This is a genomic window from Ensifer sp. ENS09, from assembly GCF_014852425.1.
Taxonomy (GTDB): domain Bacteria; phylum Pseudomonadota; class Alphaproteobacteria; order Rhizobiales; family Rhizobiaceae; genus Ensifer.
Genome location: NZ_JACVBP010000001.1, coordinates 331094 through 344225, shown reverse-complemented (window position 1 = coordinate 344225; position 13132 = coordinate 331094). Strand labels below are relative to the sequence as shown.

Genomic DNA, 13132 nt, shown 5'->3' with positions numbered 1-13132 from the left:
GCGATCCCTCCCCGGCGGCCTGCCCCGGGAAAAGAGACAGAACGTGAACAACGCTACCAATTTAGGTGTAACGGATCATTTCGCACGAAACAATCCGTGAACGTCTCAAATTATCTGATGGGACTATCGCAATAGTTGATACATCAGGCAGCGTACAGCCTGTGCCTCAGCGATGGTCCCGTCGCTGTTCGCGCTTCAGAAAGTCGACGAAGGCGCGCAACGGCGCCGGCATGTGCTTGCGGCTTGCATAATAGAGAAGCGGGCCGGAGAAGCTCGTCGTCCACGCCTGAAGGATCGGCACCAGGCGCCCTGCGGCAACCGCAGGCGCGATGAACTCCTCGAAGGTCCGGATCACGCCAAGACCGTCGATGGCCGCCCCGAGTTCGAGATCGATCGTGTTGGCAGTGACGACGGCCGGCGGCGCGATCGTCAGCGCCGCCTCGCCCTCGCCGAACTCCCAGGGAAGCGAGAAGCCGCTGGCGAAGCGGTGGCGAATGCAGGCGTGTTCAAGCAGGTCGTGCGGATGGGCTGGCACACCGCACCTGGCGAGATAGTCCGGTGCCGCGGCCGTAACGTAACGCTGGCGGCTCGGCCCGATCGGGATGGCGATCATGTCACGCTCGACGCGTTCCTCGTAGCGGACGCCGGCGTCAAAGCCCGCGGCGAGGACATCGACGAAGCCGTCCTCCGCCGTCACCTCCAGCGAAATTGCCGGGTGCTCGAGCAAGAACCGGCCGATGATCGGTGGTAGTATTTCGCGGGCGACGATGGTCGGAACGTTCAGTTTCAGCGTTCCTGCCGGACTGTCGCGCATCTCGTTGACCTGATCGAGCGCGCCGGCGATCTCGCCGAGCGCCGGCGTCAACCGATCGAGCAACCGCGTGCCCGCCTCCGTCAGGGTCACGCTGCGGGTCGTGCGGTTGAGCAGGCGCACCTGCAGCTTCGCTTCAAGACGGCGAAGGGCCTCGCTCAGCGCCGACGCGGAGACCCCGCGCTTCTTCGCAGCCGCGCGGAAGCTCCGCGCCGCGGCAACAGCAGTGAAGGCATCGAGGTCGGCAAGCGGCAAATCGTTCATTGTGCGGAATTTCGTACAAGTCGTTCGGTTGAGATCGAATTATCGCACGGATCCGAACGAAGTAAACAGAACACAGGGCAAGCTGCCGGCTGTTTTTCGGCCTTGTAGAAGGAGAACGAAGATGGATTACGTTTCACTCGGAAAGACCGGTCCCTCGGTTTCGGCGCTCGGCCTCGGCTGCATGGGCATGTCCGGCATGTACGGCCCCGCGGACCGGGCCGAAAGCATTGCCACGATCCATGCCGCGCTGGAGGCCGGCATCACGCTGCTCGACACCGGCGATTTCTACGGCATGGGTCACAACGAGATGCTGATCGGCGAGGCGCTGAAAGGTGGCAAGCGCGACAAGGCGCTGCTGAGCGTAAAGTTCGGGGCGTTGCGCGATGCCGCCGGCAACTGGTCCGGCTACGATTGCCGGCCCAAGGCCGTTCGCAACTTCCTCGCCTACACGCTGCAGCGGCTCGGCGTTGACCATATCGATGTCTACCGCCCTGCCCGCCTCGACCCGGATGTGCCGATCGAGGACACCATTGGCGCAATCGCCGATCTGGTGAAGGCCGGTTACGTCAAGCACATCGGCCTCTCGGAAGTTGGGTCCGAGACCATCCGGCGTGCGGCGGCCGTGCATCCGATCGTCGATCTGCAGATCGAGTATTCGCTGATTTCACGCGGGATCGAGGACCAGATCCTGCCGACCTGCCGCGAACTCGGCCTCAGCATCACCGCCTACGGCGTGCTTTCACGCGGGCTGATCAGCGGCCACTGGCAGAAAGGTGCGGCCGCCAAGGGCGACTTCCGCGCCATGAGCCCACGGTTTCAGGAAGGCAATATCGACCGGAACCTCGCCCTCGTCGATGCTTTGAGACAGATCGCCGACGGCAAGGGCGTGTCGGTGGCGCAGATCGCGATCGCCTGGGTGGCGGCCAAGGGCAAGGACATCATACCGCTCGTCGGCGCACGGCGGCGCGATCGGCTGGCGGAGGCGCTGGCGTCACGCGATGTGTATCTTAGCGCAGATGATCTGGCGGTGATCGAACAGGCGGTACCGAAGAATGCGGCAGCCGGGGCGCGCTATCCGCAGGCCCAGCTCGCCCATATGGACAGCGAGCGCTAAGCCACAAACGAAAGGGCCGGCTGTCGAGCCGGCCCTTTCGTTGATTCCGGTTGAAAGAAATCAGACCGCGCCCGAGAACGTGTCGCAAGCCGTCATCTTGCCGCTGTCGAAGCCGCGCTTGAACCAGCGCATGCGCTGTTCGGACGTGCCGTGGTTGAAGCTTTCGGGAACGACATAGCCCTGCATGCGCTTTTGCAGCGTGTCGTCGCCGATCTGCGTGGCGGCATTCAGCGCTTCCTCAAGGTCGCCCTGTTCAAGCAGGCCCTTCTGCTGGGTGTATTTGCCCCAGACGCCGGCGAAGCAATCCGCCTGCAGCTCGACGCGCACCGACATCTGGTTGGCTTCGGTCTCGCTCATCGACTGGCGCATCTGGTTGAACTTCGGCAGAACGCCGATCAGGTTCTGGACATGGTGGCCAACCTCGTGTGCGACCACATAGGCCTGGGCGAAATCGCCGGCCGCATCGAACTTCTGCGCGAGTTCGTCGAAGAAGCTCATATCGAGATAGACCTTGCGGTCGCCAGGGCAATAGAACGGCCCGGAGGCGGCCGAAGCAAAGCCGCAAGCAGAGCGCACCTGGCCACGGAAGAGCACCATCTTCGGCTCTTCATACTGCTGGCCGTTCGCCTGGAAGATGCCGTTCCAGGTGTCTTCGGTCTCGGCAAGCACCGTCGCCATGAACTGCTTCATTTCTTCTTCCTGAGCCGTACCCTGCGGCGCTGGCGAGCCGTCGCTCTGCTCGAAGCCCGGCATCTGCACTTGGCCACCGCCGCCTTCCAGCACCTGCAGCATGTCGATGCCCATGGCCTTGAGGATGAAGTAGAGGACGACGAGGAAGATGATCGTGCCGAAGCTCATACCGCCGCCGGCGCGCCGCATGCCGCCGCCCCCGGTCGGCATGCGAAAGCCGCCACCACGCCCAAACGGATTTCCGCCGCCGGGGCTCGCGCCGCGCTGGTCTTCGATATTATCGGATTGGCGGCGGCCCTTCCATTCCATGATCTGTCCTCCCGGCCTCTGAAAGGCGTTGTCGGTTTGCTCTTTTATAAGACGGCCCTAACGTCGTTGTAAAACGCAATCGCGACCCGTAAGTTCGCGATCTCACCAATCTTTCTGCTGCGACGGGCAGATCGCGAAAGCGCTGACGGCAAGCGGGCAGCTGGACTCATCAGCCGCCCGCTTTGAGCAACCGCGACCACCTTGACGCAAACCCGCTTTGCCGGTCCTATTCGCAATCGTGCAAAGGCGAGGAGGCACGGTCATGAAGGCATTGCGGCTCGAAGGCATCGGTCAGTTGCGGGTCGCAGAAGTGCCAAAGCCCCTGCCCGGCCCGGACGATCTGCTGGTACGCGTCGAGGCCTGCGGCATCTGCGGTACGGACAGGCATCTGCTGCACGGCGAATTCCCCTCCAGCCCGCCGGTCACGCTCGGCCACGAATTCTGCGGCATCGTCGAGGCCGTCGGAAGCGGTGTTTCCGATATCGCAATCGGCGCCAGAATCACCGGCGATCCCAACATCGCCTGCGGCACCTGTCCGCAATGCAGTGCCGGGCGCATCAATCTCTGCCGCAATCTCCGGGCGATCGGCATCCATCGTGACGGTGGTTTTGCCGAATATGTGGTGATGCCGCGCAAGCAGGCACATGAAATACCGTTGAGCCTCGATCCCGTGCACGGCGCCTTCTGCGAGCCGCTCGCCTGCTGCCTGCATGGCGTGGATATGGCGGGCATCCGCGCCGGCTACTCCGTCGTCGTTCTCGGCGGCGGCGTGATCGGCCTGTTGGTGGTGCAGCTCGTCCGCCTCGCGGGCGCGACAACGGTTATCCTGTCGACAAGGCAGGCGGCCAAGCGCCGCCTTGCCGAAGAGGTCGGCGCGACGGCGACGGTCGATCCTTCCTCTGCCAATATCGTCGAGCAGATCGCCGGCGACACCGGGCTCGTTCCCGGCGGGGTCGATGTCGTCATCGAATGCGCCGGCGTTGCCGAAACCGTCTGGCAGTCGACACGGCTTGCCAGGGCCGGTGGAACCGTCGTGATTCTCGGCGTCATGCCGAAGGGCGAGACCGTGGAAATCGAACCGTTCGACATTCTCTTTCGCGAACTGCGGGTGCTCGGATCCTTCATCAACCCCTTCGTCCACCGCCGTGCGGCAGACCTTGTCGCCACGGGCGCCATCGAGATCGACAAGCTGATTTCGCGGCGGGTAACGCTCGGCGAAGCGGCCGACGTCATTGCGCATCCGCCGGCCGCCGGAGAAGTCAAGGTTCTCGTCATCCCAGGCCGCGCTTGACATTCGCAGCACTGTTTCGCCGCGCGCAGAGCGCACTGCGTGGCCAGAGGCGCGCAAATATGGCTGGTTCCTGTCGATTCCGGAATTTTCGGGGTTTCGCTTGCAGAAACATTTGCCTATAAGCCGCTTCTAGCCTGAAAAGACCCATCAATGCGTGCCCGGCCGGTGACCTCCCACCTCGGCCGGTTTTTCGCGCAGCTAGAAACGGATGATCGACCATGCCGAAGCGCCAAGATATCAAGTCCATTCTTATCATCGGCGCGGGGCCGATCGTTATCGGTCAGGCTTGCGAATTCGACTATTCCGGCACCCAGGCCTGTAAGGCGCTGAAGGAGGAAGGCTACCGCGTCATCCTCGTCAACTCCAACCCGGCGACGATCATGACCGATCCGGGCCTTGCCGACGCAACCTATGTCGAGCCGATCACCCCTGAAGTCGTCGCCAAGATCATCGCCAAGGAGCGCCCGGACGCGCTCTTGCCGACCATGGGTGGCCAGACCGCGCTCAACACGGCGCTCTCGCTGCGCCGCATGGGCGTTCTCGACCGCTACAATGTCGAGATGATCGGTGCCAAGCCGGATGCCATCGACAAGGCCGAAGACCGCGCCCTCTTCCGCGAAGCCATGGCGAAGATCGGCCTGGAGACGCCGAAGTCGCGTCTCGCCAACGCCACCGACATCAAGGACCATGACCGCAAGACGCACGAGGCCGAGCGCGCCGAACTGAAGAGCCGGCTTTCGGGCGCAGAGCTCGACAAGGCGCTCGACGACCTCGAGAACCAGTGGAACCTTGGCGAAGGCGACCGCAAGCAGCGCTACATGAACCACGCGATGGCGATTGCCGCGCAGGCGCTCGACGATGTCGGCCTTCCCGCCATCATCCGTCCGTCGTTTACGCTCGGCGGAACCGGCGGCGGCATTGCCTATAACCGCACGGAATTCTTCGACATCGTCGGCAGCGGCCTCGATGCGTCGCCGACCACCGAAGTGCTGATCGAAGAATCGGTGCTCGGCTGGAAGGAATACGAGATGGAAGTGGTCCGCGACACCGCGGACAACTGCATCATCATCTGCTCGATCGAAAACATCGACCCGATGGGCGTGCACACCGGTGATTCGATCACCGTTGCCCCTGCGTTGACGCTGACCGACAAAGAATACCAGATCATGCGCAACGCCTCGATCGCGGTTCTGCGCGAGATCGGCGTCGAGACTGGCGGCTCGAACGTTCAGTTCGCCGTCAACCCGAAGGACGGCCGTCTCGTGGTCATCGAAATGAACCCGCGCGTTTCACGCTCTTCAGCTCTGGCGTCGAAGGCGACGGGCTTCCCGATCGCCAAGATCGCCGCGAAGCTCGCCATCGGTTACACGCTGGACGAACTGGACAACGACATCACCGGCGGCGCGACCCCGGCCTCGTTCGAACCGTCGATCGACTACGTGGTCACCAAGATCCCGCGCTTTGCCTTCGAGAAGTTCCCCGGCGCATCGCCGGTTCTGACCACCGCGATGAAGTCGGTCGGCGAAGTCATGGCGATCGGCCGTACCTTTGCCGAATCGCTGCAGAAGGCGCTGCGTGGCCTCGAGACCGGCCTTACCGGCCTCGACGAAATCGAAATCCCCGACATGGACGAGAACGGCGATGGCCGTAACGCCATTCGTGCCGCGATCGGCACGCCGACCCCGGACCGCCTGCGCATGGTCGCCCAGGCGCTGCGCTTTGGGATGAGCGAAGAGGAAGTCCACGAGGCGAGCAAGATCGATCCGTGGTTCATCGCCCAGTTCAAGGCGATCGTCGACATGGAAGCGCGCATCCGCGGGCATGGCCTGCCTGTCGATGCCGAGAACCTGCGCATGCTGAAGGCCATGGGCTTCTCCGACGCCCGCCTCGCTACGCTCGGTGGCAAGCGCCCGAAGGAAGTGGCGGAACTGCGCAATGCGCTTAATGTCCGCCCGGTCTATAAGCGCATCGACACCTGTGCTGCCGAGTTCGCCTCGCCGACCGCCTACATGTACTCGACCTACGAGACCCCCTTCGTCGGCGCCGCTCGCTCGGAAGCCGAAGTTTCCGACCGCAAGAAGGTCGTCATCCTCGGCGGCGGTCCCAACCGCATCGGCCAGGGCATCGAGTTCGACTATTGCTGCTGCCACGCCGCCTTCGCGCTGAAGGATGCCGGCTATGAAGCGATCATGATCAACTGCAATCCGGAGACGGTTTCGACCGACTACGACACCTCCGATCGCCTCTACTTCGAGCCGCTGACGGCCGAAGACGTGATCGAGATCATGCGCGCCGAGCAGGAAAAGGGCGAACTCGTCGGCGTCATCGTCCAGTTCGGTGGCCAGACCCCGCTGAAGCTCGCCGAAGCACTCGAAAAGAACGGCATCCCGATCCTTGGCACCGCACCTGACGCGATCGACCTTGCCGAAGACCGCGACCGCTTCCAGAAGCTCCTGATGAAGCTCGACCTCAACCAACCGAACAACGGCATCGCCTACTCGGTCGAGCAGGCCCGCCTCGTCGCTGCCGAGATCGGCTTCCCGCTGGTCGTGCGCCCGTCCTACGTTCTCGGCGGCCGCGCCATGCAGATCATCCATTCGGAAAGCATGCTGCAGAGCTACCTGCTCGACACGGTTCCGGGCCTCGTTCCCGAGGACATCAAGCAGCGCTACCCGAACGACAAGACCGGTCAGATCAACACCCTGCTCGGCAAGAACCCGCTGCTGTTCGACAGCTACCTGACGAACGCAACGGAAGTGGACGTCGACTGCCTTTGCGACGGCAAGGACGTCTTCGTCTCGGGCATCATGGAGCATATCGAGGAAGCCGGCATCCATTCGGGTGACAGCGCCTGCTCGCTGCCGGTGCACACACTCGACAAGGAGATGGTCGACGAGCTCGAGCGCCAGACGGCAGCCCTTGCCAAGGCGCTCAATGTCGGCGGCCTGATGAACGTACAGTTCGCGATCAAGGACGGCACCATCTACGTGCTTGAAGTGAACCCGCGCGCCTCGCGCACCGTGCCCTTCGTCGCCAAGACCATCGGCGCGCCGATCGCCAAGATCGCCGCCCGCGTCATGACCGGCGAAGCGCTCGACGTTGCGATTGCCGCCTATGGCGAAAAGCCGGATCCGCGCAACCTCAAGCACATCGCGGTCAAGGAAGCGGTCTTCCCGTTTGCGCGCTTCCCCGGCGTCGACACTCTGCTCGGCCCGGAAATGCGTTCGACCGGCGAAGTCATCGGCCTCGACACCGACTATGCGCTGGCCTTCGCCAAGTCGCAGCTCGGCGCCGGCGTCGACCTGCCGCGCGATGGAACGGTGTTCGTTTCGGTGCGCGACGAGGACAAGACCCGCGTGCTTCCGGCGATCCGCATCCTTGTCGACATCGGCTTCAAGGTGATGGCGACGGGCGGCACGGCTCGCTTCCTCGGTGAACACGGCATTGCCGCCACCAAGATCAACAAGGTCCAGGAAGGCCGTCCGCATGTCGAGGACGCGATCCGTAACCGTCACGTCCAGCTCGTCTTCAACACCACCGACAGCAACAAGGCGATCTCGGACTCCAAGTCGCTACGCCGCGCGACGCTGATGCAGAAGGTGCCCTACTACACGACCATGTCGGGTGCGGAAGCGGCTGCCCATGCCATCAAGGCTCTGAAGGCCGGCAGCCTCGAAGTGCGCCCGCTGCAGAGCTACTTCAAGGCCTAAGAACGAGAGCGGCGCGCGAAACCTTCGCGCGCCGCCGCCATGCTCGAGGACTGTTGCGCTTCAACAGCCCGCTCGCCGCTGAACGCCGCATGAACGACCGGTTCAGCCTGCATTCCCGCAGCACATGTTTCTATGACCCTGCGCACAGAGAGATCGGCGGCTTCGCCGGCGGGCGCGACATGGGGCAAGATCGTGCAACTCTATTTCTTTGATTTGTTGTGGGGCGACGAGCACTTCGTCGACGAAGACGGTATCAGCCATTTCGACGAGGGATCGGCCCTCTATTACGGCCAGCGCATCGCAGACAAGATCGGCCGCGATGCCGACTATGGTTCGCTGAAGGTCCATGTCCTCTCCAGCAACCGCAAGCTGCTGGCAACGATCGTGCCTTCCATCGGCCGGGGCATCGAACAGCGAGCGCTGCTTGGCCGCTGCCACGTCGGGGCGTCGCTCCGCGCTGCTGCCTGAGTGATCTAATCCGCCGCAAACACCTCGACCGCGCTTCCGCCCCGACCGCGCCGCGGGCTCTTGGATGCGAGCCGCACGGTTCTGAGGCCAAGATAGAGGGACGCCGTCGAGATCACGCAGGCGACGACGAAGACGGTGAACAGGGCGCCATGCATGGTCGCGATGTCGGCATTTTCATCGAACCCGCGAAGATTTGCAGTCAGTCCACAGATCGCGGCGCCGATCGCATAACCCGCCGATTGCAATGTCGGCAGAAATGCCGAGGTCTTGTCCCGCTCGCCACGCGGCGAGACGTCCATCATCAACTGGCTGAGCGTTCCCCAGGACAGGCCGAAACCGGTCCCGACCGCGATCTGGCTCGGGAAGACAAGCCGAAACTCGTCGATCGCGAAGGCGATCATCAGGCCTGCAAGCCCAAGGCTGAGGAGTGCTGGCCCCACCGGGATGAGCTTCACGCGCAGGTCATGCGAGCGAAGGCTTGCGACGAGAATAGCGGCCGTGCTCCAGGAGATCGCCATCAGCGCACCGGAAAAGCCGGCGGCCGTGGGGCTGAAGCTCCAGACATGCTGCAGGCCATAGATGAGGTAGATCGAGCCGGACGCCTGTGCCAGTGGCATCAGCATGACAACCCATAGACCGGTGCCGAGTGGCTTCGCCAGCGCGAAGGCGCCGGTCGGCAGGATCGGATGTTCTGCCCGCCGGTCGGTGGCGAAGGCCGCCCACAGGATCGTCAGCGCCGTTGCAAGCGCGGCGATCATCAGGGGCATGGTGGTTGCCGTATTTGACAGCGATATCAGCAGGATGCCGGTTCCGACGACGATCAGGCGCAAGAGCGGGATCGGGCGCGGCTTTTCAGTGGGCGCCGCCTTCTGCCGCGGCACGATCGCCAGTACGAGCGCGACGAAGATGGCTGTTGCGGGAATGTTGACAGCGAACGCCGCGCGCCAGGACCAATGCTCGGTCAGGAAGCCGGACACCAATGGACCGCCGAAAGCCGCTGTTGCCCAGACGATCGCCTCGGCTCCGAAGATCTTCGGGACCAGCCGGGCAGGAAAGAGTTCCGGGATGAGCGCGTAACAGACCGCGGCAATGATCCCCTCGCCGAACCCCTGGAACACGCGACCCGCAAGGACCTGAGGCATGCTGCCGGCAGTCGTTGCGATCATCGTTCCGACGACAAAGACAAGCGCGGCCGTAATCAACGTGCCGCGCGCGCCGAACCGTGCCTTGAGCGTGGCAGCAACGGCGCCACCGAGGATGGCAAAGATGAGATAGAGCGTGACAGCCCAGGACAAAAGCGTGGCGCCGCCGATCTCCTCGACCGCGGTGGGCAACGCCGTCGCCACGAAGAACTCATTGAAGGCAAACAGCGCGACGCCGAGACAGAGGGCGGCGGTCGTTGCCAGATAGTCCGGCCGAAGCAATTCGCTCCAACGGCCGTCCTCCTCGGGCGCCGTCTTGCTTTCGCTTGCCTTGGTATCGTCGTTCGTCGGGACCACGTGGAATGTTCCGTCATCGTTAGCTGGGACAGGCACCTGTGTACGACCTCAACCGCAGTTGAGGTAAAGCGCTTTTTTCTCAGCTTGCCAGCCATCCGCCTCCCCCACAAGTTGCAGCGGCATTTCAGGGTTCGGTGGACGACGGCGAAATATCTGGCTTTCGCGCTTCCGTTTCTGCTATAACGAGGGTTCGAAGTTTCGGACGGTTCCGGCGTTTGCGCGCCGGAGACCGTTTTCTTTTGCGTTGGCGCCGCCCAAAGGGCGGCGCCTCGTGCTTGATGAAGGACATTGAAATGGTCGAAAAAGTGCCGATGACCCAGGGCGGATTCGTCAACCTGCAGGAGGAGCTGCGCTGGCGCCAGCAGGAAGAACGACCGCGAATCATCGAGGCGATTGCCGAAGCCCGTGCACATGGCGACCTGTCGGAAAATGCCGAGTACCACGCTGCCAAGGAAGCGCAGAGCCACAACGAAGGCCGCATCACCGAGCTCGAAGACTTGATCGCCCGCGCGGAAGTCATTGATCTCTCGAAGATGTCCGGCTCCAAGATCAAGTTCGGCGCCAAGGTGAAGCTCGTCGACGAAGACACCGAAGAGGAAAAGACCTACCAGATCGTTGGCGACCAGGAAGCCGACGTGAAGGCCGGCCGCATCTCGATCTCGTCGCCGATCGCCCGCGCGCTGATCGGCAAGGAAGTTGGCGATTCCATCGAAGTGAACGCCCCCGGCGGCTCCAAGGCCTACGAGATTCTCGCCGTCAACTGGGGCTGATCAGCCCCAGTAGGGGCGAAGTCTCCCTTCGCCCCATTTCTCTTTCTCCCAAAGACGATCATTGCTCGCGCAAGGAGTGCGCTTTCGTGGCCGATATCCGGAACGTCGAGGTCATCGCTCCCAATTTCAAGCGCCGTCTCTCGGGCGTGACGTCCACCATCATCCAGTTGATTCCGATCCAGCACGCGCTCGGCGAAAAGATCGCCGTGCTTGGTCCGGGCCTGCCTGACACCCTGCCCTCGATCCGCTTCCGCGATCTTCTGCGTCTGTGGAGTGCTCCGGACGGCCGGCCTTGCCGCGTCTGGCATGCGCGCCGCAATGTCGAGATGCTGCCGGCGATCGTGCTGCGCGACCTGCTTGGCATGAAGCTGAAGATTGTCTTCACCTCCGCTTCGCAGCGCCGCCACACCGGCTGGAGCCAGTTCCTGATTTCGCGCATGGACGCGGTGATCGCGACGAGCGGCAAGACCTCCGCCTATCTGCAGGTGCCGAACACGGTCATCCTTCACGGCATCGACACCAAGCGCTTCCAGCCACCGACCGACGCAAGTGCGGCAAAGGCCGCGCTCGGGCTGGATCCGGCGCAAAAATATGTCGGCTGCTTCGGGCGGGTGCGTAAGCAAAAGGGTACGGATCTCTTCGTCGACAGCATGATTGCGCTTTTGCCCTGCCGGCCCGGCTGGAGCGCCATCGTCGCCGGTCGCGCGACCGGCCCGCATTTCGCATTCGAGAACGAGCTGAAAGAGCGGGTCGCAAAGGCCGGGCTTACCGACCGCATCCGTTTCGTTGGTGAACATACCAACATTCCGGACTGGTACCGCGCGCTCGACCTTTTCGTTGCGCCGCAGCGCTGGGAAGGTTTCGGGCTGACGCCGCTCGAAGCGATGGCAACAGGCGTTCCTGTTATCGCGACCGACGTCGGCGCATTTTCGGAACTGGTCGTCGTCGGCGAGCAGGAAACCGGCACGGTGATCGCCGCCAACGATCTGCAGGCCATGGTCGAGGCGACTGCTGGCTTCATGGACGATGATCACCGCCGGGCCTTGGCTGGCGCCAACGGTCTGGGCCTAACCCGCGCATCCTTTGCGATCGAGGGCGAGGCCCGCGCGATCAATGCCGTCTATGAACGCCTGATGCGTACCTGACAGGCTGCCACCGCGTGGCAGCCTCGCACTAAACTCTCTTAGCGCTTCGAAGCGAAGAGCTTCAGATAGGCGTCGGTGATCGCCTGCTTCGAGAACTGGTTCATCAGCGTCTCATGGCCGCGTTCGGCAAGACGTTCGCCCAGCGAGGGATCGCCCGCGATGCTGTCGATCGCCTGGGCAAAGCCGTCGGTGTCACCGATATCGACCATCAAGCCGTTTTCGCCGTCGCGCATGAACCATTGCGGTCCTTCCGACCGGCTGGACACGACTGGCGTACCTTGCGCCCAAGCTTCGAGGATAACGTTGCCGAGCGGCTCATGGCTCGATGCCATGACGAAGATATCCGAAGCAGCAAGGAAAGGCCGCGTGTCCTTCTGCCAACCGGCAAAGCGCACGCGCTTCGACACGCCGAGGTCGGCAGCGAGCTTTTCCAGGTTTTCCCGCTCTTCGCCGTCGCCCACCAGCCAGAGATAGGCATCCGGCACCTTGGCGATCGCCTGGATCAGGGTGTGGAAGCCCTTGCGCGGGACGAAGCGCCCCATCGACATGACGACAGGCACGTTTTCAGGCGTGTCGAGCGTGGCGCGGCTGATCGGAGCGACCCGCTCGGTTCCGGTGAAGTTGGAAATCACCTCGACGTCACGCTTCCAGCCGATCTTGCGCACATGCTCGGCAATACCCGGCGTGTTGCAGACGAGGCAATCGGTGTTGCGGAAGTAGTCAAGCCGTAGCGGATAGTCGCCGAGACGCGAGATCTTGATGCAGCCCTTGTAGTTGGGCATCAGGCGGCTGGCGCGCGGCATCCAGGCAAAGAGCGCGTCGGGCTTCTCGCGCCGCGCCATGCTGCTGACCTTCATCGGCAAAAGAATGCGGTCGAGCGACAGGTTGCGGAAGTTGCTTTCGATGATGCGCGTCGCGCCCTCAATGTCCTTCCGCCAGATGCGACCCGGCCGGATAACCGAGGTCTGCTCGACGCCGCGCTCGCCGAGCGCGTTGACCAGGTGGACGAAAAAGCGCTCAGCGCCGCCGTCCTTGCCGAAGTGAAAATGCATGACTTTCAT

At 63.2% G+C, this 13132-nt stretch carries 10 protein-coding genes; 6 read left to right on the top strand and 4 right to left on the bottom strand.

Annotated elements, in window-relative coordinates:
- Positions 1-166 precede the first annotated feature (166 nt).
- Complete coding sequence (locus tag IB267_RS01750) at positions 167-1075, bottom strand: LysR family transcriptional regulator (RefSeq protein ID WP_192446155.1); 909 nt, start codon at positions 1073-1075, stop codon at positions 167-169.
- Positions 1076-1196: 121 nt separating this feature from the next.
- Here IB267_RS01750 and IB267_RS01745 point away from each other — a divergent pair, with 121 nt between their 5' ends.
- A complete protein-coding gene (locus tag IB267_RS01745; protein WP_192446154.1) occupies positions 1197-2189 on the top strand; it encodes an aldo/keto reductase in 993 nt (330 codons plus the stop codon).
- 60 nt (positions 2190-2249) lie between these two features.
- Here the strand turns inward: IB267_RS01745 and IB267_RS01740 are convergent, their stop codons facing one another.
- Positions 2250-3188 carry a neutral zinc metallopeptidase gene (locus IB267_RS01740; RefSeq protein WP_043614325.1) on the bottom strand — a complete coding sequence of 313 codons (939 nt, stop codon included), beginning with the start codon at positions 3186-3188 and terminating at the stop codon, positions 2250-2252.
- A 262-nt stretch (positions 3189-3450) separates the two neighbouring features.
- Here IB267_RS01740 and IB267_RS01735 point away from each other — a divergent pair, with 262 nt between their 5' ends.
- The 3 genes from IB267_RS01735 (at position 3451) to IB267_RS01725 (ending at position 8657) form a co-directional block, all read left to right on the top strand.
- Positions 3451-4479: a zinc-dependent alcohol dehydrogenase family protein gene (locus IB267_RS01735; protein ID WP_192446153.1), complete on the top strand. Its 1029-nt coding sequence runs from the start codon at positions 3451-3453 to the stop codon at positions 4477-4479.
- A gap of 218 nt (positions 4480-4697) precedes the next feature.
- Positions 4698-8189, top strand: a complete 3492-nt coding sequence (gene carB / locus IB267_RS01730) for a carbamoyl-phosphate synthase large subunit (protein WP_192446152.1) — start codon at positions 4698-4700, stop codon at positions 8187-8189.
- A gap of 132 nt (positions 8190-8321) precedes the next feature.
- The gene (locus IB267_RS01725) at positions 8322-8657 is read left to right on the top strand and encodes a hypothetical protein (protein WP_192446151.1); all 336 of its coding nucleotides are present in this window, start codon (positions 8322-8324) and stop codon (positions 8655-8657) included.
- A gap of 5 nt (positions 8658-8662) precedes the next feature.
- On the opposite strand, the gene IB267_RS01720 is transcribed toward IB267_RS01725, so the two are convergent.
- Positions 8663-10156 carry an MFS transporter gene (locus tag IB267_RS01720; RefSeq protein ID WP_192446150.1) on the bottom strand — a complete coding sequence of 498 codons (1494 nt, stop codon included), beginning with the start codon at positions 10154-10156 and terminating at the stop codon, positions 8663-8665.
- A 293-nt stretch (positions 10157-10449) separates the two neighbouring features.
- On the opposite strand from IB267_RS01720, the gene greA reads away from it, so the two are divergent.
- Together greA and IB267_RS01710 are read left to right on the top strand one after the other, a co-directional pair.
- Entirely contained in the window at positions 10450-10926 is a 477-nt protein-coding gene (gene greA, locus IB267_RS01715; protein ID WP_034791305.1) for a transcription elongation factor GreA, read from the top strand.
- A gap of 86 nt (positions 10927-11012) precedes the next feature.
- Positions 11013-12071 carry a glycosyltransferase family 4 protein gene (locus tag IB267_RS01710; protein ID WP_192446149.1) on the top strand — a complete coding sequence of 353 codons (1059 nt, stop codon included), beginning with the start codon at positions 11013-11015 and terminating at the stop codon, positions 12069-12071.
- A gap of 38 nt (positions 12072-12109) precedes the next feature.
- Here the strand turns inward: IB267_RS01710 and IB267_RS01705 are convergent, their stop codons facing one another.
- Positions 12110-13132, bottom strand: coding sequence for a glycosyltransferase (locus tag IB267_RS01705; protein WP_192446148.1), 1023 nt, complete (start codon positions 13130-13132; stop codon positions 12110-12112).